This window comes from Polaribacter huanghezhanensis, from assembly GCF_030444335.1.
In the GTDB taxonomy this organism is placed as follows: domain Bacteria; phylum Bacteroidota; class Bacteroidia; order Flavobacteriales; family Flavobacteriaceae; genus Polaribacter; species Polaribacter huanghezhanensis.
Genome location: NZ_CP128595.1, coordinates 533967 through 555286 on the forward strand (window position 1 = coordinate 533967; position 21320 = coordinate 555286).

A 21320-nucleotide genomic window follows, 5' to 3' on the forward strand; every position below is an offset into this window, starting at 1 on the left:
TTATTGCTTCCCTCCTAAAACCAACAAAGGAACATTACAGTGAAACTCTTCTTTTAGAATTGTATTCTTTTCCCATAGCTTTGTAAAAAACCCTCTTTTACGTCTAAAAACACACAACATATCTGGTTGATTCGATTGAAAATGTTCTAAAACTCCTTGAAAAGTAGTTGCATTTTCTGTAATTGTTAACGAAGATTTTAAACTGTCTAATGCTGGATTTAGAATCAAATCTTTATCTGTATAATTTGGTGTTTTAACCAACAACAAATTAATCACAGGATTGAATTTATCCTTTATAAATTGTAAAGGTTTCAATACCCCTTTTTTATTTACAACACCCGTTTTAAACGCTGTTAAAATAACATTAAATGGCTTAAAAACATACGATTCTGGAACAATTAAAACAGGAATATTAGATTGTTTTACAACGCTCCCAGAAGTGCTTCCTAAAAAAACTTCTTCTTTTATAGAGTTGCTTTTTGGCCCCATTACAATTAAATCCACTCCAATTTCTTTTTCTACAGATGCTATAGAGTCTAACACATTTCCTTTCGCGGTAATTAATTGAATATCTTTTCCTTTTCTGTTTGCAGCATTAATTATAGAACGCATATACAAATTAGATTCGCGCTCTAAAATTTCATCAATATTTATAATTGTTCCTGCTTTTGGCTGCACATTGTATGCTCTAAGCACAAAGACATTTGCATCAATCTCACAAGCAAAATCAATGGCGTACTGCAAGGTGTTTATTGAGTTTTCTGAAGAACCGATCGGAACAAGTATATTTTTCATGTGAGGTTATTTAGTATTTTAGAAAATTACACAAAATAAATGTACTGCAAAAATACACATTTTAAATCTATCTTTTTTATCAATTATAAGAACATTAATAGTAGTATTTTTGAAACGATTTTGAAAACAGATATTAGCCTTAAAAAAATAAACAAATTGGCTTTTCCTGCTTTAGTTGCCGGAATTGCTGAACCGTTGCTTTCTATTACCGATACCGCTATTATTGGAAATATAGAAAATAATGCAATTGAATCTTTGGCTGCAGTTGGAATTGTAGGCGCGTTTATTTCTATGTTGGTTTGGGTTTTTGGACAAATTAGAAGTGCAATTTCTTCGATTGTTTCTCAATATTTAGGCGCTAATAAATTAGAGGAAATCAAATCCTTGCCATCACAAGCAATAACAATTGTTGTTGTACTCAGCTTATTGGTGATTGCCATTTCATATCCTTTTTCAGAAACTATTTTTAAATTTTACAATGCTTCTGGAGCTATTTTAAAATATTGTGTGGAGTATTTTAATATCCGGATCTTAGGCTTTCCGTTTACCCTTTTTACATTCGCCATTTTCGGTGTTTTTAGAGGCTTGCAAAACACGTATTACCCGATGCTAATTGCCATTACTGGCGCGGTATTAAATATCTTTTTAGATTATCTCTTTGTATATGGTTTTGCTGATATTATTCCTGCAATGTATATAAAAGGTGCAGCCTACGCGAGTGTAATTGCGCAAATTACAATGGCTGGTTTATCTGCAATTTTATTATTGAAAAAAACCGCAATTCCGTTAAAAATTGTGCTTCCAATACATCCCGAAATAAAACGGTTATTGGGCATGGTATTCAATTTATTTATTAGAACATTGGCTTTAAATTTGGCGTTATATTTTGGAACTGCATATGCAACTTCTTATGGAAAAGAATACATTGCTGCTTATATTATCGGTTTAAATTTATGGTTATTAGGCGCTTTTATGATTGATGGATATGCTAGTGTAGGAAATATTTTATCTGGTAAATTATTAGGTCAAAAAGATTATAAAACACTGATCGAATTAAATAAAAAACTGCTAAAATATGCCTTTGTTTTGGGCAGTGTTTTTATCGTATTAGGAACTGTTTTCTACAAACCAATCGGAACACTGTTTACCAAAGAAACTGCTGTTTTAGAACAATTTTATTTAGCCTTTTGGGTCATTTTAGCCATGCAACCTTTGTGCGCAATGACCTTTATTTTTGATGGAGTTTTTAAAGGTTTGGGAGAAATGAAATACTTGCGAAATGTCTTAATTTTTGCAACATTGATCGGTTTTGTTCCCACATTACTTTTTTTCGATGCCTTAGACTTTAAATTGTATGCAATTTGGATTGCTTTTACCGTTTGGATGTTTTTCAGAGGCATCTTTTTATTCTTTAAATTTAAAAGAAAGTTTTCTCTACTAGCACAAAAGCAGTAAATTTGAATACTGATACTCAATTATATGACAACGCAACATACCGAAGGAAGTTTATATACCAATATTGTCAATCGAATTGCAACCATAGAATTTGGTCACCCAGCTAGTAATTCGTTTCCAAGTACTTTATTAGATCGTTTGACAAAAGAATTGCAACGTGTCTCTACGCTTGATGAGGTAAGCGTTATCATCTTAAAATCTGAAGGAGAAAAAGCATTTTGCGCTGGTGCATCTTTTGAAGAATTGGTTGCTATTGACAATTTTGAAGATGGGAAAAAATTCTTTTCAGGCTTTGCAAATGTCATCAACGCAATGAGAACTTGTTCTAAATTAATTATTGGAAGTGTACAAGGAAAAGCTGTTGGCGGTGGTGTTGGATTGATTGCTGCTTGTGATTATGTATTGGCTACTGAAGCTGCTTCTATAAAATTATCAGAATTCACAATCGGAATTGGACCTTTTGTAATTGCTCCTGCAGTTGAACGCAAAATCGGTGTTGCTGGTTTGGCGGAATTAACATTGGCGGCAACAGAATGGAAAAACGCCTATTGGGCAAAAGAAAAAGGATTGTTTTCTAAAGTCTTAGAGACTAAAAACGAACTAACGAAAGAAACTGAATTCTTAGCAGAAAAATTAGCTTCTTACAATCCAGACGCAATAACAGAAATGAAAAAAGCTCTTTGGAAAGGAACAGAAAACTGGAATAGTTTATTGCTTGAAAGAGCAGAAATAACTGGAAAATTAGTATTGTCTGAATTCACAAAAAAAGCTTTATCAAAATTTAAAAAGTAAAATTATGGGTGGAGATTATTTATTTTTAGGATTGGCAATATTAATTGCGGTCATGTACTTTTACAACAAATCTAAAGTGAACAGAAATAAAAAAAAATAGCATGAGTACAATAAGAATTACAAAACAATTCAATTTTGAAACAGGTCATGCATTGTATGGTTACGACGGGAAATGTAAAAACGTTCACGGACATTCTTACAAGCTTTCTGTAACTGTAATCGGAAAACCAATTACAGATAGTTCTCAGGTAAAATATGGAATGGTAATCGACTTTTCTGATTTAAAAAAAATTGTAAAAGAAGAAATTGTAGATGTGTTTGATCATGCAACCGTTTTTAATCAAAATACGCCACATATCGAATTGGCGAAAGAACTAAAAGATCGTGATCATCATGTGATTTTGGTAGATTATCAACCAACAAGTGAAATGATGGTGATTGATTTTGCTAATAAAATTAAAAAGAGATTACCAGAAAATATCAACTTATTTTCGTTGCGTTTGCAAGAAACAGAAACAAGTTTTGCCGAATGGTTTGCGAGTGATAATTGATTAATCTAGCAATGAATCAATGCGAGAAATGAATTCATAAAATTTCTCTTTTTTATACTAAAACGATTCTTTTTAACTTATTTTCCGTTAAAAGCATTCATGGTGTTTGCCATGCCTGCTGTTCCAAAAGAAGTAATTACATTACAAGAAACCGGTAATCTCTCAATCAATAAACTTGTTTCTTCTTTGCTCCATTTACTCAACACAAAATCTACTTGCCTTCCTTTAGAATAATCTGCGCCAACTCCAAATCGAAACCGTGGATATGTTGTGGTGTTTAATTTTTCTTGAATGTCTTTCAATCCATTATGTCCGCCAGCACTTCCTTTTCCTTTTAATCTGATAGTTCCAAAATCAATATTTAAATCGTCCGTAACAATTAATGTATTTTCTATGGATATCTTTTCTTTATCCATCCAATATTTTACTGCTTTTCCGCTTAAATTCATATACGTACTTGGCTTTAATAAAATAAAGGTTCTTCCTTTAAAACGAAAAGTTGCAACATCTCCTAATTTATCTGTTTCAAAAGTTACTTTATGGTCTTTTGCCAATTCATCTAGTATTTTAAAACCAATATTATGACGCGAATTGTCATATTGTTCTCCAATATTCCCTAAACCAACAATTAAAAATTTCTTCATCAATTCTTCTTTAGTTTCTTTATTAAATCCTAAAATGTTTTTCAAAAACCCAATAACATTCATTCTTCAAAAATAAGAAGAAATAAATAATTTCAGGATAAAAAAAAAGCGTTACAATAAGTAACGCTTTTTTAATATTTAGAATAGTTTATGTTTATTCTGTAGCTGTTGCTTCTGCTTCTGCTTCTGCTCCTTCTTCTGTTTCTTCTTCATCTTCTAATTCTTCAGTTGCATTACGAGACATTCTTACTTGCGCTACAACCGTGTTGGCTGGATGTAAAAATGTACAGTTTTTGTTATCAAGATCTGTAACAAATAACTTACTTCCGATCTTTAATTTAGAAATATCTGCATTGAAAAAATCTGGCAAATCACCTGGTAGTGCTTTTACTCTTAATTTACGTTTTGGAAAACGTAAAGACCCTCCATTTAAAACACCTGGAGCTTTTCCTACTAAATGTACAGGAATTTCCATAGTCACTTCTTTATCATCAAATAATTGATAAAAATCAATGTGTATGATTCTGTCTGTTACTGGGTGAAACTGAATGTCTTGTAAAATTGCTGCAATTTTTTTCCCGTCTAATTCAATCGTTGCTGTATAAACGTTTGGAGTATACACAAGATTTTTAAATGCGATTTCTGCTGCTGAAAAATGCATTGGCTTGTCTCCTCCGTATATAACGCAAGGAACCTGACCAGCATTACGTAAGGCTTTCGTTGCTACTTTACCTACGCTTTCTCTTTGAGATCCTTTGATTGTAATTGATTTCATTACTTTAATTTAATTAGTATTTGTTTACATTAAAAATTGTCCACTGATGCTAGTATTGTCTTGAACTTTGTGCATAACATCTGCGAATAAAGGGGCGCAAGTTACAACTTTTATTTTAGAACTCGCTCCTTTTAAAGGAATTGTATCAGATACAATTAACTCTATTAAACTAGAGTTTTCTATACGTTCAATTGCATTTCCAGAAAGTAAGGGATGCGTACAAATTGCTCGCACACTTTTCGCTCCTCTTTCCATCATTAAATCTGCAGCTTTTGCTAATGTCCCTCCTGTGTCAATCATGTCATCAACTAAAATAACATTTTTCCCTGTTACCTCACCAATCAATTCCATATGAGAAATTACATTGGCTTTTTTACGTTGTTTATAACAAATTACCACATCAGAATCTAAGTATTTAGAATATGCATACGCTCTTTTAGATCCGCCCATATCTGGAGATGCAATCATTAAATCTTCTAATCCTAACGATTTTACGTAGGGCAAAAAGATTGTTGATGCAAATAAATGATCTACTGGTTTTTCAAAAAATCCTTGAATTTGATCTGCATGTAAATCCATCGTCATAATTCTTGTTGCTCCCGCAGCCTGAATTAAATTGGCAACTAATTTTGCACCAATTGCAACTCTTGGCTTGTCTTTTCTGTCTTGTCTTGCCCAACCAAAATAAGGCATTACTGCTGTTACGTGTCTTGCCGATGCTCTTTTTGCAGCATCAATCATTAATAACATTTCCATTAAATTATCTGCTGTTGGAAATGTAGAGCCTATAATAAAAACGCGCCTTCCTCGAATTGATTCTTCAAAAGCTGGCTGAAATTCGCCATCACTAAAATGAGTAATTGTTACTTCTCCTAATTTGGTACCATATTCTTTGGCTATTTTTTCTGCTAATTCTATACTTTGTGAACATGCAAAAATTTTGGGTTCTAATTGATTTGAAGGCATTTAGTTGTGTTTTGTTATGAGTTAGTGTGTTGTGTGATGCAAAAATAAAAATATTTAATGAGTTGCGTTGTTTTTTTTGCTTTAATACTAAATTTATTTTTTAGATTTGCAATCTCTTATACAATTGCTCGAGTGCCTGCCTGTCGGCAGACAGGGCGGAATTATAAATTTGTTCATTTAAAAAAAATACAGTGTTTACAGTATATGCAATTTCAAGTATTAAAAGGAATTATATATATGTTGGATTAACTAATAATCTTGAAAAGAGATTGATAAGACATAATAAAGGTTATAAACCAACAACAAAACCTTATGCTCCTTTTCAATTAATTTATTCTGAAATAACAGAAACAAGAATAGAAGCAAGAGCAAAAGAAAAATATTGGAAATCTGGGATTGGTAAAGAAAAATTACGTTCTTTGCGTGATTCTAAGTAAATTGCTCGAGTGGCGGAATTGGTAGACGCGCTGGATTCAAAATCCAGTTCTTTCGGGAGTGTGGGTTCGATTCCCACCTCGAGTACTCTAGTAAAAGGCGAAATTTATACTTCGCCTTTATATTTGGGTCAAACATAGGTCAAACAACTTGGTCTTTCAATTCTTTTACAATATCTATATTTGCTATTATTACCTTTGTCTTTTAAGCCGAATGGATAGTAATCTAAGATCATTTTTTTGACCTTTTACACTTTTTCTACCAGTACCTCAACTTTTACAAGTGGGTTATTTCAATGAACTTCTTTTTCAAAACTAAAATAATTCTTTGTTTTTTATTGACCTAATGTTCAATCGTTAAATTTTAAACTGATTATTCATTATGCTCTATAATTATTGATTTCATAATTTAATTTATTTCCAATTTAACTCTTTTTTTATTCGCTCTCTTAAAACCGTTTTTATTTGTTCAGGTGTTTTTATGATATATTCTTTTGCAAGTTCTTTAGTTTCATCCTTTAATGATCTAAGATATTCAATCCTGTCTTCGGTAATGTCTTTCCAGTTTTCATTTAAGTCCGTCCAAATAACTGCATCGATTTCTTTTTTACATATCCAATCTAATATATTCTGCTTAAATTCAAAGTCTTTAGGAAAAAATTCATCACTATCTTTGCTGTAGTAGCCAATGTTTTTAAGATTCGTACCTTCTCTTTTTCTTAAATTAGCTATTGCATTATCTAATTTGCTTTCGGAAGAATTAGAATATAAGGTTTGAACCATACTTCCATTTTTTGAAATAACTAAAGTTATTCTACCATTCCGAGATATCCTTGAGAATTCAATTGGTAAAATTGGTCCTTCCTCATTCCAACCATTTTGTTTGTCAAATTTTAATATTTCGGGATTCCAAATTAGAGAGCCCCAACCTAAGATGGCTATTTTCATAAATTATTAATTATTTGGTGATTACTGCTTTTCCGAAGCATTGTACATAACTTTTTGTATATAATTATTTTACACTTTTATCAGTTAATAAAATCAATACTAAATTTCGATAATTTATTCTTTGTTTTTTTACTTTCAATATTTATTGTACTTGCAAGTGAGCATTTGATTATGGAAATGCTTTAAATATCAACCAGTATGTAAAAGCAGCAGCTGTATCCGAAGCTAATTGTTTTGCATTTTCTGGTCTTCTATCAGTATCTTCCTCTTCCATTTTCTTTTTGCTTGGTTGTCCAATTATATCAGAGATACCTCTAACAACCCCTATCATCATCTGGCTATTACCTCTTCCTTGCCGCATAGCAGCTTTTGCAAAACCAAAACCCTCCATTTCAACTACAGAAGTATCATTGTAGTGTTTGGTTAAAATATCACCTATTTCTGATTCATAATGCTCAATAATTTGTTCTCCAGAGGCAATAATTCCTAAATCAGCCTTTACAACTTGATTCCATCCATTTTTAATTAATGATTTCCAATCCTCTTTTCTTCTTTCCTTTTTTGCTATTTCCATAAGAGTGTATGTTGTGGAAGCTAAATCAGGTCTAGCCACAAACGATTTTTTATCTGATTTCCCTGCCTCATAAGAATATATCTCTTTCGGGAAAATTACATCTCCAAGGGAAAAATCATTTGGCTTTCTGGAGCCAGCAATTCCAGCGAAGAAAATTGCAGAAGGCTTGAAATTTCGGATTGCTCTTTCTGTTTCTTGTGCTGCAATTGTATTTTTTGCACCACATTCGCGGATAATGACTTTAGCAATATCTTTCTCATATAATGAAAATATTCCTGCTTCATAGGTGGTGTCATCTTGATCAACTTCTACAACTTCTTTCAGGAATAGTTTAACAGCATCATATTCTTCTTGTATTGCCGTTAAAATAACTACTGTTGGAAGTGATTCTATTGCATTTAATTCGCTTTCTTTTTGTTGTACCATAGGTTTATATTGTGATGATAGTGGTAGAATCGGACTAGGACGGAGTGATTCCCACCAGCTTAGTTTCACTAAAGATTTAGAAATTTCATAAGCCAACGTGAATGACATATAGTAACTTGATTTATCATAAATATTACGTGCTGTGGTTGTGAAATTTCTATTTAGAATAATAGTGCCAAGCCTATGAGATTCATTTTCCGTGATTTGTGAACTATAGTAGTAGATATAATCACTAAGAAATTTTTCTGGTAGATTAGAGAAACTCTCGAAAACCTTTAACACTGGCTCAATATTATTCCTGTTTTTATTTAGGAATGATGTGATATACAATGCAGATGTAAGACGATCGGTTAAAATCTGCTCTATTGAGTCACCATCAATTTCGTCTTTGAGCAACCTCTCTAATATTGTGTCGGCTGTTGCATCAATAAACATATCCCTAGAACTAATTGGTATGTATTCCCAAACTTCATTGCGACTGGTATAGTCTGAAATATTTGAATAAGTTGTGTGTGAAATATGTTCAAAAACTATGTCATCTACTTTTTTGCCTTGCAATATTAAATCAAAAGCACTGAAAACAATCGCTTGTTCTTTGCCCTTAATACCATAATTAAATACTTGCTTTTCGTTGAGAACAGCTGTCCAAATATTTAACCAACAAGAAACTTGTAAATCAAGGGTTTTTAAAAGAGTCTCACTTTTAATTATTCTTTTTGTCAGTTCTAGAATTAGTTTCTCGTTACACGAATCAAGAGTAATGGCTAAGACTCCATTATCTGAAATTTCTTTTAGGATCAAGTTCATACCTATTGAATCCTCAAAACTTAACGAATTCTCTAAAATTAATTGCCTTTTAACGGCTTCTTCAGTTTTGTAGAGTTTCAATAAAATTTCTGCATGCATCAAATACCATTTCCTTTTTTGTGACTCAAGCAAAAAAATATTTCCTATTTCAGCTGGTACTTCTTTTGGCAAATATTGAATTAGAATTGCTTCTGAGTCTTTAAGAGAAGGTATAATTGATAAGATAGTTTTGGAGCAATCTTTAGAGAAGAGTAAGAGTTTCCATATTGATTTCTGAATAATATCTTCCGTGTTTGAGATGTTCCTTTTTAAGGATTCAACTATGGTTTTATGCCACCAAGTTTTGCTTGTTTCATTTACAGCAATGATGGAAATTTCAGAAAGCATTTCAATATGCTTAAACTGGGAATCTTTAATGGTCTTTTCAATAATTGAATTTACAAGGTTTCTACCATTTTCTTCCCCTTGTGCAAAGGAGTTCCATGAGATATTTCTTAGTCCTTTCACATTCAACTCTAGTCCATTTAAAATCAAATTTTTATATTTTTCGAGATATTTTTGTTTTATTATTAATCCACTATTCTTATTGGGTGAAAGCTTTGATAGCATTCTGATGTCGCCCCTTAAAATATCAGTGTTATTCAATTCATTTATTTTAGTGTAATTGGAAAATAGTGAATCACATTGACGAGCAACTTGTAGACTATTTATATTTACATCAAGTTCTTTAATAAATATTTGAAACGGGTTTTCTTTTGAATGGCCTAGAAACAAGGCTTCTGAATGTGAAGTTATTTCTATTAAAACTTTATCTGTGTCATTAATTATACTGTGCGTCCCCCATTTTGGCAACAATTCTTTCTGAATTGAAACAATGGTTATATCATCCGAACCTTCTATGTCTTTGGGTGAAAAACTGGCTCTGTACTTAAGTTGTTCTCTAAATCCATCGATAGGAGAATTCCATAAACGCTGAAGTATTTCCTCAAAGGAGTCTAAATCACCTGTAAACAGAATAGGTAAATCACCCTTAATGAATGATGAAAGAGTTTTTTGGACATAAATTGGTTGTCTATTTTCATAAGTGTGATCAGAATTTACAACGTTAAGTTCTACAGGCTCCAAATTGGTTCTATCAAACGGAACTTCAGATATCAAAAGACTTAGGATACTTTTTAAGTCATTAAGGTTTTTAAGTGATGATATTTCCGTAATTAAAACATGTGTTAGAACCATGCCAGAGCGACTAGCTTGCGGATCAGGAAAGGTTTTAGTAAAAACGTAATATTTCTTAAAATCTGAACCTGAGAGATATGGTTTAAGAGTAACGCCAGGTGATAGTGAACCGGGTCTATCCGTAAATCTGATTAAGAATGAAGTTAGTTCAGAATCATCAATAGTTTGATGAATTTTGGAATGAGCTTTGTTGACTTCACCATAAAAGGCTTGATGGATAATAATGTTACTCATGCCCTATAAAATCCCAAATTAAACTTGTTAAATCCTCATTTCGGCTTCCACCTTTATCAACGAAATATCCAAAATTTATAGGTTCCTTATCCATGAAGTCATCATCAGGGTCATCTGAAAGTGATTTTTCTGTTGATGATAAGCCTATAATTGAAAGTGATTCATTTTGCCAGTTATTATTCAAGAAATCAAATAACATAGGAAGCCTCTCTTGAAGTAAAGTTGAAGGAACCTGATCTTCAGGAAGGTCTAGTTCATCCCAGCAGGATAAAACCACGGTTAAGTTAGGCTCAACAATTGGAGAGAATCTTGAAAGTCCTTTTATATATGCTAATGTTTGAATTAATTCTACATAGAAGGCCGCTTCTGATATCTTTACGGGAGGCGGTTGACTATTCCTTTTTTGAATTTCTTCCGCACTTGGAATTCCTTTATTCACGATATCCTCAAGAGTAGTTAGTTCGTTAAGTCGAATGAACAATACCCATGATGTACTATTTTCAATATAGTCTAGCCATAAATCATTGACCTTTCTATTATCTACAATTGAGGTGATTTGTTCACCTGCATAGTCTGGAAAAGCCAATTTAACCTCAGAGTTTTTTTCATCTGTGATTTTCAGTTCAATACTTCGGTTGGCACTAGCTTCTGTATGTGCGGCTCTTTTTCCATTATAAATGTTTTTTAATCCGTCTTCAAAAATTGATAAATCAGAAGGGCGGTTTTGAGGATCAATTTTAAATTCGAACTGACGACTGTTTATACGTTCGTACAATTGAATACCAAAATGAGTCTTACCTGTATTTGGACCTCCAATTATCAAAATATTATGTTTTTCCATATCATTCATTGATAGTGCGTTTTGAAAGAAACATATCCTCGGGTTTGGCTACTGAAATTTTTGGAAGTGTATTGTGATTTTGTTCCATTACCTCCATAATCCAGTTAACTGATTCCAAAATAGCCTTATGAAATTTCCCTTTATCGCCTTCTTGAACGCTAGTTTCAAATTGATTGAAGTGACTAAATGGTGTAGCTTCTATATGTGTGACAATTTGTTCTTTAGTCTGGTGAGTTAACTCTAAATCTGATTTAGACCATATTAGACCAATTGGTCGATCGGTGATGTTTTCAATTAGCCGATCCGCAACTTGTTTAAGTTGTCGTTTGGCATTACCTCTTTGACTACCAGAAAGCATATCATTGTCTGCAAAAAGTAAAAAACCGTCGCAGTTTTCATATATCCACTGAGCACCTATCGCATTTTCGCTATTTACATTATTGCTCCAGTGATCAAACCATTCGCCAGGCGCATCTGTGAAAATTAGGTCTATATTTTTGCCTGCTTTATTTTTTAAGGTTAAATGGAGTAACCCTGGAACTCTCCCTGAGTTATTGGTGGTATGGTCTGGGAACTGAATTTCTGCATTACTTTTCCAACTCAGATACCATGCAATATCTTCCCAGCCGTTGAGTGTAAGGGAACCAGAAAAACTGTATTCACCTATTTTAGCACCCTGTCTAATAAGACAGTATAGTGTGGCTAAAAAAGTAGTTTTCCCAGCACTTGCAACTCCTGTAACCCCTATAAAAATTGGCTTTCTGGATGCTGTCAAAAAATTAAGATCATTAAGCCCCATTGTATTTCCTGTCCAAGAGATTCTATGTCCTTCATCATCTAATGCTTGTTTGTCTTCCTTTTTAGGAGCTCCCTTTTTACCATAGAATTTGCAATCTGAAAGATTTATGCATCCTTCAATATTGCATCCACTGTCCTCAGGATAACACTTAGGTTGTGAGCAATTTCCAGCCATATTACTTAGAACTTAGTCTTTTGGTGAGTAAATCATGGAAAATTGCGACAGATAAATCTTCAATAGAAATCTCATCACCTTCCTTAATTCCTGTTCTTTCAGTAAAGTCTTTGAGTTTAGCCTTATTATTTAGGAAGAGAACAATGAAATCAGTTAAACTAATTCTTCCATCTGATTCATTAATTTCGGGCAAAAGGTTGGTTATTTCAGATTTGGTTGAATCTTCTGTTAAGGAGTTAAAAAAGTCCTTAAACTTTATTTTTTCACCTTTTTTTTCAATTAAAATTAACAAGGTATCTCTCAAAAGATAGTCTACACTTATTGGAGTTATTTTAGCAACCTGCTCGTTTAGGTCACTTCCCATTATAATTGGAAGAATAGGCTGTGAAACTTCTCGATAGCTTTTCCTGAGTGCTGGAGAATAAAGCGTCTCCTTCCACCAAAGTAACTTACTTCTGCGTTCAACAGCTAGAATAGAAGCAAATGAGGCTTTTAAACTCTCATCTAAGGACTTTTTAAATGAAGTGAAGAATTTGTTTATTGGATCTTCAAGGGTTGCAGGAGCTACTGATTTATTTAATTCAGATAATGCAGAATCAATGGAACTAGCTATTGCATTGCTAGAAGTGGCCGCAAAGTGTGGACCCCAAGCAGAGTTTCCTCCATGATTTGAACCATGACCATTTGGCTCATTCTTAATTGCCTTAAGCATTCCAGCATTAAGATTTTCTTTATCAATTTTAGCACTGCCAAATTTTAAGTCATTTATCTTTAAAGCTCCCAGTTTTAGTTTGGGTTCTTCTTCAATCAACGACCATTCTTCAATGGCATGGCTTTCTGCCATTTCTCCTAATTCAGTTAAGAGAGTATGGACAATATCCTTTTCCTTACCCAGTTTTGTATAAGGATAGAAATTTGCAGACGTCAAGTATATAATTCGTGCAGCAACAGGATCCTCACTTCCTATTTGCATTAAAGCATTTAAAATAACACCCCTGTGAATATTCCTAGGCATATCGGGATATTTACCTCTAAGAGCCGTCCAATATTTAGTTACAATTTCTTCAACATCATTTAGAATTGGTTCTTTATCCGAAATATTTGGGTCGAGTGCCACCAGAGAATACCTTGGTAATAGGGAGTAATTCTTTTGTAAATACTTCACTAGGGTTGCAACAGATTGTTGAAGCCATTTTAGCCTTTCGTCACTATCGCCAATATCAAATAGGCCAGATTTTAGAGTTGACTGCAAGAAATTATCGTCCATAATTATATTCTTTAAATGTTATTATTTGTTTTAAAGCGTTGTCAAAATTTGGTTCTTTTTTACTTCGTTTATATATTTTTTAGTTGGTCACATAAATTATAATGTGGCTTTTTTTTATAAATCCACACTTTTAACCATGAAGATAGTAATTCCATTATTACTTGTTAGTTTAATTTTCATAATTATTATCCTTCAAGGCAAATTAAGAAATTGAAACTTATTATTATTACGGTTTTCCTCATTAAAGAAGTCTTTTACTAACTTTTTTATATAAGTTTTCAATCTAACAATATTTAGAATATCAAAAAACAGGTAGAAATACCTGTTTTCTAACTTGCTTATTAGCAATATAATAATAGTATGAAATCTTATATAAGTAGAAGTACGGCTTTACCTTACTTTTGGGAAAGACAATACTTAATTGGATGAAAATTATCAATCAGTTCATGTAAATTTTCAAGATCATCCTGTACCTAACGCTCCGCTAGAGAGTTTAACTCAAGTAAAAAAAAATCATTTACGAAAGTATATGATTGCTCTAAATAAAAATTCTCCAAGAACAATAAAAAGGAAAGTTGCTTCAATTAAAGCATATTATAATTTTTTAGAATTTGAAGAAGTAATAATCGATACACCTTTTAGGAAGATTAAATTAAATATAAAAATTGAGAAGTTGCTCGGCAGTAGTCAAGGTCATTTACAGTTTAAAAACACAGAAAAAGGATTCGTTAAGTTTCTACAGATTTTAAATGATACTCCTTTAGTTGTCATGGAAACAACAGGTTATTATCATTACAGATTAGCGCAGTTTTTACACAAGAAAGAACAAATAGTCTCGGTTGTCAATCCATTGTCAGTAAAGCATTTCATTCAAATGAAATTAGCCAAAGTAAAGACAGATAAAAGTGATGCCAAAGCAATTTGTGAGTATGGATTAACTCAAGAAGTTCCGCTTTATAATGCACTAACCGATGTACAAAGTGAATGCTTACAATTGTTCCGATTAATGGATAATTTTATAAAGAAACGTACCGCTACCAAGAACAAGCTGCATGGAGAAGAAGTTTTAGGAATACCATCAAAATATGTGTATCGTTCATTAAAAAGAGATAAAAAGCACTTAGATAAAGAGTTAAAAGGTATTGAAGAAAAGCTTCTTTCTTTAGTAAAACAAGATCAGCAACAACAACTTACTTTATTACAAAGCATACCAGGTTTAGGGCTTAAAACAGCCTTGTTTTTAATTGTAGTTACTGATGGTTTTAAGAAGTTTGAGACAGCATCACAATTGTGTAGTTATGTTTGAATAACTCCTACAATAAGAGAATCTGGAAGTAGTGTTCGAGGTAGGGCAAGAATAAGTAAAGTTGGTAATAAAAAGTTAAGGAATTTACTTTTTTTATGTTCTTTTACAGCTTGTAAACACAACAAAGGTTGTAGAGAGATTTATGAGCGAATTGTAAATAAAGGCAAGAGTAAGAAATTAGCCTTGATAGCAGTTTCTAATAAATTACTAAAACAAAGTTTTGCAATTGCAAAATCAGGAAACCCTTATGATGCAAGTTTTGTTTCAGTATTGAAAGTTAAGTAGTAAAATCTTCCATAAAAAAATAAGAAAAAAAGCTTAAAAGGAGTTTTTAAGCTTAGAATACTAGTGAACAAAATTAATGAAGAAAATAGTTGTTTTTTAACTCAGTTCTTTGTTAGAGAATTGGTGCCGGAATCCGTGTTTTAACCAAAATATTTGTTAGATAAAAAGTAAAAAATTACAGTTATGGAACTCGATTATCGAAATTGAACAAGGTGCGAAATAACCATAAATAGATGACAACCTTAGTGTTATGTAAAAATAATATTTGTTTTTCTATATAAAAATCACTAAATTCACAAAGTTTTAAGATTTATTTGATTGTATTTTTGTATAATTGCGCTCAAATTATTAATTCTAACCTTTATTGCATTTGGCAAAAAGGCAACAATTTGTGTATAATAAGATTAAAGAAATATAAAATAGGTGCCATATATACTTCATTAGTATATATGGCACCTTGTTTGTTTAATTAAAAAACTAAATATGGAAGATTTATTAAATAAAGAAGTAATTGATTTTGCTGAAAAAAGTATGGAAGAAATCAACTCTGAATTGGACATGAATTATTGTAATCAACACAATATTGTATTTACCAATAATGAATTAGATACATCTAAATTAGAACTCTTTTCTAGAGAAGCAACAGACGAAGCTTATAAAGTCTTGTACCCTGACTTTGAGAAAAACGAATAAGTTAAAAACTCTATAGAAAAGATTTGAGTAGCAATTTTGAAGAATTAAAAGAGCCTTTAAAACCTGAAGACAAGAGAAAACAGGAGTTTGAAAGAGCCATTGAAATTTTTAGTTTAAAACATTTCAAAAGAACAGGGACAAAATTAAATACTATTAATTTTGCAAGTGCGAAAATCACTAGATTATACTTTGATTGGTTAAAAACCAATGTTAAACCATTTGTGCCGAAACGCATTAACAAATATAAAATTGCATCATTGGCTGAACTTTGTATTGTCAAAGTTCAGCCTTTTTATATAGAAAACAATGAAAATATGACTCGTAAAATAAATGCTGAGTTTGCTTTTTTTGTGACTGTATCCTTGATTATTGGGATATCTAAACACACTTTCAATTTTGATAAAGGCTCTTCTATAAAACGAGTAGAAGATATCTTTGACATTTCTAAAACTCAAAGAATTCAGTGGCTTGAAGCTAAAAACCCAAATGAATTCCCCGTTTTTAGCAATGGACTTGGCTTATTTCTTCTTTTTGAATTATATGCTTTGAGGTTTCAAGCAATACAAATATAGAAACCTTACTTTTTTAAAAGTATTCGCCTAGAAATAACTCAAGGCGAGTATTCTTCCAACAAGTCGAAACGGAAAATTCACTTTCTGAATCTTGCAAGATTGCAAGTTCCTACAAACTATTCATTTCATTACTGTTTTATAAACTTGCTATCTTGCCAAAGGAAGACCTTTGGAATCCCTAAACATAAAAACTCATTTCATTGATATGGGTTTTTTACCATATCAAATGAGACTATCCTCTTCTAAAAAACATTGATAATCGGTCTTTAAGAGGTAAATCTTTTAAAAGCTTATATATTTCTGGAAATCTTCTTTTGGCATAACGAGGGATTTTGCTTTCATAGATTTCAACTTCATATTTTTGCTGACTATCTTTTATTAAAGTAAACATATTTTGTGCTGACTTATTCTCAGAGGAATTATCAATCAATAACACGCGATCAAATAATTTGAAGTTTAAATTGAGATTTTTATACCCTTCTCTCCATTTATAATCTATTATATCTTTTGGGATGTGATGCCCATTACTTTGGGTGCGATAGAAAACCCTTCTTTTAGCTAAATCTAAAGACTCTAAACAATAAAAATGGAGTTCTAAATGATAACCCAATTGTTTTGCTTTCTCTGCCCAAAAAATAGGATGATTATCGAAATTAGTTTCATAACAGAAGTTTTTTCCATTTGAAAAAGCTCCTTTAATGGAGCTTTCAAATTCTTTTATAGTTAAGTTTTAGCCATTTTCTGTCTTAGGTCGCTATCAGACATAGATGTATAATTTTCCTTAAATCTCTTATCAAAATCAAAAGGAACTAATTCACTAGTGTAATTCTTAGAGAATGTTGATTTTCCCGAACCATTACATCCAGCAATTATTATTAAATAGGGTTTAGGCAACTAAGTTGTGCTTTTTGCGTAGAAGTAAGAACTTGTTCTTTGTTCTCTTTAAGATGTTCTTCATATGCTTTTTTATTTTTATCAAGATGAGGTAGCACATCCTTTGTATAAGTTTCTTGTGCTTCAATCAAATGTTTTTCATAGGAAATTCCTACGGTAAACTTTTTTTGTCCTTTGTTTTTCATTGGTACAAAAGTATAAAATTAATATTAAATGAGATTCATTAATAATGATATCACTAAAAATAACGAATTCACCCTTTACAAATTAGAGATAATTACATTTAAAAAACAACGCAAGCAATAAAAATAATTAACATCTTTTTAACAAATTCAAACAGGATATATTATAGAAACTGATTAAAGAAAAATCATATTTCTAATTCTTTGCCTTTAGACTGTCGTGCCCTTAAAAGAGTAAGTAGATCAAGTCGTTCTTGCTCTTTTGTTAATTGTTTCAAATGTTGTTTTCCTACACCAAGAGTTGTAAATCTAAATTTTCTGTTTCCAAACCAAAGCCCTGTTAGTTTCCCGTTTCTTGAATAAGGTGTTATTAAATTTTCTTCTAACCTTTGAGATAACTCTTCCAAAGATTTACATGTATTTGCTATTTGTATTACCTTTCTGGAAAGCTGTCCCTTTTCAGAGACAACACCTCGAATTTTCATGTGTTGTTCCTTTTGAGTCAATTTCAGGACAAGGCTTTTTTTTTGGAATGATTTACAATGGAATGTGATAATTCGGGAAATAGTTGTTGTTGAAATTCTTGTAATTTAATTTTAAAAGCCTTGAACTCTTCCCTGCTTATCCTTGTCGAAACCCCACCAATACCTACACCTGAAATGACAAAGTGGATATGTGGTGCTTTGTCATAATGTACTGTACAAATTCCCAGTGATTTTGGTGAGCGATGCTTTAAATAATATTTTGCAATAGTCTTTAAAACATCTCTTGTTAAATACTGATTACTCTTTGGAGAAAAACTAATGATTTCATGGCGAAGTACCGTTCTTTTAGCGTGTCTAAAAGTTCTATTGTTATCGTTTTCTTTAAAAGCATTTACCCATTTATCGGAATGATAACCTTGAACAAACTGTTTTAGAACGAGTTGTTCTCTTTTTTGTTCTATGTCTTGCATTTTATCAGGGTTAAGTACATATTCTATCAACTTTTTAATTGATGATTTATGAGTACTTGTATGAGATATAGCTTTTACAATCATATTCGTTTCTATTGCATTTGTTCCAGTAGACTCAAAAGGACTTTTACATCTACTGGTTCTTTTTCATAAACGGCCACTTCAATGATATCTGTCATTTGTAATAGTAGTAACCGCTGTTCATTTGTTTTAAGACTGAATGATTTTTTTAATTGTTGTAAGATTCCCTGTCGAATCAAAGTTGTTACTTTTATGTTTTTCTCTTTTGCTAGCTTAGAGAATGTACTAAACTGTTTTTTTGAAATCCGAAAACTAATCTGGATGTACTCTTGCCGATATGTTTTATAATACTGAGCTGAGTACATTTTTCGGTACTCTTTTTTTGCCTGTTTAATTTGCTCGTTTGTTGGCTGTGGTATTGTCGAGAATACATCATCCAAATAATCATGTAGACTATTGTATCTCATTCTCCTTTTGACTTGATAATTCTTTGTCATTGTATTTTGAAAGATCTAAATACTGTACTTCAAAATTTAAATGAATTTCTTCTACTTCAGTAGGAGTCTCCATGTTCATATACCCTACAAGTTTTTGTTGTTTGTAATACGGGGTAACCTTGCAACGAAGAGGACGCATGCCACTTGGTATCACAAGGATCGTGTCTTTTGACATTGTGCGGATTTCATCACTTGTCATTAAACTTCTCTTTCTTTTAATACCTTTGTCGTCTTGGTACTCATAAGTACCTAGTGTTTTTTCAAGATGAATACTCTCATCGGTAAGCCCTGTGAAATACACCTTCACATTTGCATTGTTTAGAATCGTTTTTGCATTATATGACCCATAATTGTTATACAATTGGTTTTCACTCTGAAGTACTCCTAAAATGGGAATTTTAAACTTTCTAGCATTTGAAATGATATTAGAAAGGTTTGGTAAATGTAGGCTTGAGAGTTCATCAATTAAGACAAAAATATCGTCATCTTCTTGTTTTGGCAATTCATTAAATACATGAGAAAAGAACTGTTCAAATAGAATTGATAGAATAGTGGAATAATAATTCATATCACCTAGTGGGCACCGTAAAAATACGACTGTTTTTTCTCTACGAAAATCATCAAAATTAAAGGTGTCAATACTTGTTAAATCACTCAATGTTTTATCATTTCCTATAAAAGATAAGCTCGCCTGTGCTGAAGAAATAATTGAGGCTCTCGTATTTTCTGAGTTCCCCATCAGCGATTTGTATTTTCTCCATAAGTATTCCGGTGCTTTATCGGCAAAGAGTGCATCAATATCTTTAGGTTCTGCCTGTAATAACTCCAGTAATCGAAAAACATTAGCAAGATTTTGATTCACCTTAGGAGCTGTTTCTAATAAGAAATTAATAAACAACCCTATGAGTTCAGTTGACTTTAATGACCAGAAATCTCCTTCTGATTTTGAGCTTGAGCGTACAAGCATCTGAGCAATCTTATTCACATCTGCATTGTTTTTAATTCTTCGAAGAGGATTGTAGTACAATGAATGTTCTTTATTTCCAAAGTCCAAAACTTTTACTTTAAATCCTTTTGAGAGAAGATAATTTTTGGTTTGTATAAGCTCCCCAGAGGGGTCGCTTATAAGCATTGAAGATTCAATATTAAAGATACTAGGATAAATGACAGAGGTTGTCTTGCCTCCTCCAGAGGGAGATATAATAACCATATTGTTTCTTGATTGCTGAACTGATAAGTGTTTCTTTCCCGTTACAGAAAAACCTTTATTTTTGGCAGATATTAGTTTTGAGGGTCTTTCAAAACTAGCCTCAAGACTATGGTTTTTTCCAATTAATGCTTGTAAAACGCTATCCAAGAATTCTCCCATTCTCTCCATAGCTACTATAGGTAAATCTTTTAATTTCATTTTTGTAATAGTTTTTTAAATGCGTTATTGAATACTTGTAAAAACAATTCTGTTCCACGGGTTAAGATGTATAGACAGATAAGCACGATTTTCCATAGGAAGCCTAATAATATTTTAAGTGTTTTCATCTTTTAGAGCTTTATTGAATTATCTATTCCAATAGTTATTTTAAGACCAGAATTTTTGAATAATTCTTGATATACTTCTGTCATTTTTTCAAACAAACGATTGTTGTGAACATTATTTGGATAATAGATAATATAGAGTTCCACATCATTTAGTTTGGGGACAACAAGCTTGGAGGAAAGTTCTTTAGCAACATCCTTCGGGTTTGTAAGTAATCTTGATTGCGACTTTTCTTGATATACATTCAATGCATCTGAAGCTTCTAGAATATCGCTGTAGAGTAGTAATACTTTACGGGTACTTCCTATTTCTTGTATTTTTTGCAGCTGAGTTATCAGAGGCTTTATAATACTTGAGTTGTCATAAATTCTTGTCTTCTCGCTCTGGACTGATAGCAAAGACTCTATTTGCTTATAAAAAGTGTCTTTCAGCATTTTTCGTTTGAGTGAATTCTCTAAACGTTCAGAAGCAGGCAACTCAATTTGATAAGCTTCATTAATACTCGCATCAGTAATTGTTAGATAGCGAAACACTTTTTTTCCGCTAGAAAACCGAAGATCTTTAAAAAAAGAGTTGATATGGCGTGACTTTGGACTCGGAATCAAGCTGTCGGTCTTATCTGCCATTACAACGAGCGTTATTGACTCCTGAGGCGCATTCGTA

22 protein-coding genes, 1 tRNA gene and 1 pseudogene are annotated in these 21320 nt (G+C 32.0%); 8 read left to right on the forward strand and 16 right to left on the reverse strand.

Translation table 11 applies throughout. From position 1 onward, the window contains the following. Entirely contained in the window at nt 1-795 is a 795-nt protein-coding gene (locus KCTC32516_RS02570) for a universal stress protein (protein ID WP_301401779.1), read from the reverse strand. Between the two features lie 120 nt (nt 796-915). Between KCTC32516_RS02570 and KCTC32516_RS02575 the strand changes: the two genes are divergently transcribed. From KCTC32516_RS02575 to KCTC32516_RS02585, 3 genes are all read left to right on the forward strand, one after another. Beyond that, complete coding sequence (locus KCTC32516_RS02575) at nt 916-2250, forward strand: MATE family efflux transporter (protein WP_301402717.1); 1335 nt, start codon at nt 916-918, stop codon at nt 2248-2250. A gap of 24 nt (nt 2251-2274) precedes the next feature. After that, entirely contained in the window at nt 2275-3042 is a 768-nt protein-coding gene (locus KCTC32516_RS02580; RefSeq protein ID WP_301401780.1) for an enoyl-CoA hydratase/isomerase family protein, read from the forward strand. A 101-nt stretch (nt 3043-3143) separates the two neighbouring features. Next, on the forward strand, nt 3144-3593 hold the full coding sequence (locus KCTC32516_RS02585) for a 6-pyruvoyl trahydropterin synthase family protein (RefSeq protein ID WP_301401781.1): 450 nt from the start codon (nt 3144-3146) through the stop codon (nt 3591-3593). 77 nt (nt 3594-3670) lie between these two features. On the opposite strand, the gene pth is transcribed toward KCTC32516_RS02585, so the two are convergent. From pth to KCTC32516_RS02600, 3 genes are all read right to left on the reverse strand, one after another. Further along, on the reverse strand, nt 3671-4237 hold the full coding sequence (gene pth / locus KCTC32516_RS02590) for an aminoacyl-tRNA hydrolase (protein WP_436410109.1): 567 nt from the start codon (nt 4235-4237) through the stop codon (nt 3671-3673). 154 nt (nt 4238-4391) lie between these two features. Then, the gene (locus tag KCTC32516_RS02595) at nt 4392-5012 is read right to left on the reverse strand and encodes a 50S ribosomal protein L25/general stress protein Ctc (protein ID WP_301401783.1); all 621 of its coding nucleotides are present in this window, start codon (nt 5010-5012) and stop codon (nt 4392-4394) included. 24 nt (nt 5013-5036) lie between these two features. Then, nucleotides 5037-5978 (reverse strand): ribose-phosphate pyrophosphokinase, encoded by a 942-nt coding sequence (locus tag KCTC32516_RS02600; protein ID WP_301401784.1) that lies wholly within the window; start codon nt 5976-5978, stop codon nt 5037-5039. A 191-nt stretch (nt 5979-6169) separates the two neighbouring features. On the opposite strand from KCTC32516_RS02600, the gene KCTC32516_RS02605 reads away from it, so the two are divergent. Beyond that, a complete protein-coding gene (locus KCTC32516_RS02605) occupies nt 6170-6415 on the forward strand; it encodes a GIY-YIG nuclease family protein (RefSeq protein ID WP_301401785.1) in 246 nt (81 codons plus the stop codon). A 3-nt stretch (nt 6416-6418) separates the two neighbouring features. Beyond that, a tRNA-Leu gene (locus KCTC32516_RS02610) sits at nt 6419-6500 on the forward strand. A 326-nt stretch (nt 6501-6826) separates the two neighbouring features. Here KCTC32516_RS02610 and KCTC32516_RS02615 read toward each other — a convergent pair. The 5 genes from KCTC32516_RS02615 to KCTC32516_RS02635 all read right to left on the reverse strand — a co-directional run bounded on the left by KCTC32516_RS02615 (nt 6827) and on the right by KCTC32516_RS02635 (nt 13718). Continuing rightward, the gene (locus KCTC32516_RS02615; protein WP_301401786.1) at nt 6827-7360 is read right to left on the reverse strand and encodes a hypothetical protein; all 534 of its coding nucleotides are present in this window, start codon (nt 7358-7360) and stop codon (nt 6827-6829) included. 169 nt (nt 7361-7529) lie between these two features. Next, nucleotides 7530-10637 (reverse strand): GAP1-N1 domain-containing protein, encoded by a 3108-nt coding sequence (locus KCTC32516_RS02620; protein WP_301401787.1) that lies wholly within the window; start codon nt 10635-10637, stop codon nt 7530-7532. After that, complete coding sequence (locus tag KCTC32516_RS02625) at nt 10630-11487, reverse strand: TRAFAC clade GTPase domain-containing protein (protein ID WP_301401788.1); 858 nt, start codon at nt 11485-11487, stop codon at nt 10630-10632. Before KCTC32516_RS02625 ends, KCTC32516_RS02620 begins: the two co-directional genes overlap by 8 nt. Next, nucleotides 11480-12451: a TRAFAC clade GTPase domain-containing protein gene (locus KCTC32516_RS02630; RefSeq protein ID WP_301401789.1), complete on the reverse strand. Its 972-nt coding sequence runs from the start codon at nt 12449-12451 to the stop codon at nt 11480-11482. Before KCTC32516_RS02630 ends, KCTC32516_RS02625 begins: the two co-directional genes overlap by 8 nt. Nucleotide 12452: 1 nt before the next feature. Continuing rightward, nucleotides 12453-13718: a GTPase-associated system all-helical protein GASH gene (locus KCTC32516_RS02635; RefSeq protein WP_301401790.1), complete on the reverse strand. Its 1266-nt coding sequence runs from the start codon at nt 13716-13718 to the stop codon at nt 12453-12455. 646 nt (nt 13719-14364) lie between these two features. On the opposite strand from KCTC32516_RS02635, the pseudogene KCTC32516_RS02640 reads away from it, so the two are divergent. The 3 genes and pseudogenes from KCTC32516_RS02640 to KCTC32516_RS02650 all read left to right on the forward strand — a co-directional run bounded on the left by KCTC32516_RS02640 (nt 14365) and on the right by KCTC32516_RS02650 (nt 16574). Beyond that, nucleotides 14365-15309, forward strand: a pseudogene (locus KCTC32516_RS02640) (IS110 family RNA-guided transposase). Between the two features lie 483 nt (nt 15310-15792). Then, nucleotides 15793-16002, forward strand: a complete 210-nt coding sequence (locus KCTC32516_RS02645; RefSeq protein WP_301401791.1) for a hypothetical protein — start codon at nt 15793-15795, stop codon at nt 16000-16002. 23 nt (nt 16003-16025) lie between these two features. Beyond that, nucleotides 16026-16574, forward strand: coding sequence for a hypothetical protein (locus tag KCTC32516_RS02650; RefSeq protein WP_301401792.1), 549 nt, complete (start codon nt 16026-16028; stop codon nt 16572-16574). Between the two features lie 232 nt (nt 16575-16806). Here KCTC32516_RS02650 and KCTC32516_RS02655 read toward each other — a convergent pair whose 3' ends face one another. From KCTC32516_RS02655 to KCTC32516_RS02685, 7 genes are all read right to left on the reverse strand, one after another. Continuing rightward, nucleotides 16807-17184, reverse strand: coding sequence for a hypothetical protein (locus KCTC32516_RS02655; protein ID WP_301401793.1), 378 nt, complete (start codon nt 17182-17184; stop codon nt 16807-16809). 265 nt (nt 17185-17449) lie between these two features. Next, nucleotides 17450-17653 carry a hypothetical protein gene (locus tag KCTC32516_RS02660; RefSeq protein ID WP_301401794.1) on the reverse strand — a complete coding sequence of 68 codons (204 nt, stop codon included), beginning with the start codon at nt 17651-17653 and terminating at the stop codon, nt 17450-17452. A 185-nt stretch (nt 17654-17838) separates the two neighbouring features. After that, complete coding sequence (locus KCTC32516_RS02665; RefSeq protein ID WP_301401795.1) at nt 17839-18135, reverse strand: hypothetical protein; 297 nt, start codon at nt 18133-18135, stop codon at nt 17839-17841. Nucleotides 18136-18158: 23 nt separating this feature from the next. Further along, the gene (locus KCTC32516_RS02670; RefSeq protein WP_301401796.1) at nt 18159-18605 is read right to left on the reverse strand and encodes a relaxase/mobilization nuclease domain-containing protein; all 447 of its coding nucleotides are present in this window, start codon (nt 18603-18605) and stop codon (nt 18159-18161) included. Nucleotides 18606-18697: 92 nt separating this feature from the next. Beyond that, entirely contained in the window at nt 18698-19093 is a 396-nt protein-coding gene (locus KCTC32516_RS02675) for a hypothetical protein (RefSeq protein ID WP_301401797.1), read from the reverse strand. After that, complete coding sequence (locus tag KCTC32516_RS02680) at nt 19080-20531, reverse strand: type IV secretory system conjugative DNA transfer family protein (protein WP_301401798.1); 1452 nt, start codon at nt 20529-20531, stop codon at nt 19080-19082. The genes KCTC32516_RS02675 and KCTC32516_RS02680 overlap by 14 nt, the downstream gene beginning before the upstream one ends. 131 nt (nt 20532-20662) lie before the next feature. Then, nucleotides 20663-21283: a hypothetical protein gene (locus tag KCTC32516_RS02685; RefSeq protein WP_301401799.1), complete on the reverse strand. Its 621-nt coding sequence runs from the start codon at nt 21281-21283 to the stop codon at nt 20663-20665. Between the last annotated feature and the right edge of the window lie 37 nt (nt 21284-21320).

Coding starts and splice junctions, on each gene's coding strand:
- KCTC32516_RS02670 (WP_301401796.1), bottom strand. CDS start 18,605: ATGCAAGACATAGAACAAAAAAGAGAACAACTCGTTCTAAAACAGTTT.
- KCTC32516_RS02675 (WP_301401797.1), bottom strand. CDS start 19,093: ATGAGATACAATAGTCTACATGATTATTTGGATGATGTATTCTCGACA.
- KCTC32516_RS02595 (WP_301401783.1), bottom strand. CDS start 5,012: ATGAAATCAATTACAATCAAAGGATCTCAAAGAGAAAGCGTAGGTAAA.
- KCTC32516_RS02580 (WP_301401780.1), top strand. CDS start 2,275: ATGACAACGCAACATACCGAAGGAAGTTTATATACCAATATTGTCAAT.
- KCTC32516_RS02660 (WP_301401794.1), bottom strand. CDS start 17,653: ATGAAAAACAAAGGACAAAAAAAGTTTACCGTAGGAATTTCCTATGAA.
- KCTC32516_RS02625 (WP_301401788.1), bottom strand. CDS start 11,487: ATGAATGATATGGAAAAACATAATATTTTGATAATTGGAGGTCCAAAT.
- KCTC32516_RS02680 (WP_301401798.1), bottom strand. CDS start 20,531: ATGAAATTAAAAGATTTACCTATAGTAGCTATGGAGAGAATGGGAGAA.
- KCTC32516_RS02685 (WP_301401799.1), bottom strand. CDS start 21,283: ATGGCAGATAAGACCGACAGCTTGATTCCGAGTCCAAAGTCACGCCAT.
- KCTC32516_RS02645 (WP_301401791.1), top strand. CDS start 15,793: ATGGAAGATTTATTAAATAAAGAAGTAATTGATTTTGCTGAAAAAAGT.
- KCTC32516_RS02635 (WP_301401790.1), bottom strand. CDS start 13,718: ATGGACGATAATTTCTTGCAGTCAACTCTAAAATCTGGCCTATTTGAT.
- pth (WP_436410109.1), bottom strand. CDS start 4,237: ATGAAGAAATTTTTAATTGTTGGTTTAGGGAATATTGGAGAACAATAT.
- KCTC32516_RS02570 (WP_301401779.1), bottom strand. CDS start 795: ATGAAAAATATACTTGTTCCGATCGGTTCTTCAGAAAACTCAATAAAC.
- KCTC32516_RS02630 (WP_301401789.1), bottom strand. CDS start 12,451: ATGGCTGGAAATTGCTCACAACCTAAGTGTTATCCTGAGGACAGTGGA.
- KCTC32516_RS02620 (WP_301401787.1), bottom strand. CDS start 10,637: ATGAGTAACATTATTATCCATCAAGCCTTTTATGGTGAAGTCAACAAA.
- KCTC32516_RS02585 (WP_301401781.1), top strand. CDS start 3,144: ATGAGTACAATAAGAATTACAAAACAATTCAATTTTGAAACAGGTCAT.
- KCTC32516_RS02615 (WP_301401786.1), bottom strand. CDS start 7,360: ATGAAAATAGCCATCTTAGGTTGGGGCTCTCTAATTTGGAATCCCGAA.
- KCTC32516_RS02665 (WP_301401795.1), bottom strand. CDS start 18,135: ATGAAAATTCGAGGTGTTGTCTCTGAAAAGGGACAGCTTTCCAGAAAG.
- KCTC32516_RS02600 (WP_301401784.1), bottom strand. CDS start 5,978: ATGCCTTCAAATCAATTAGAACCCAAAATTTTTGCATGTTCACAAAGT.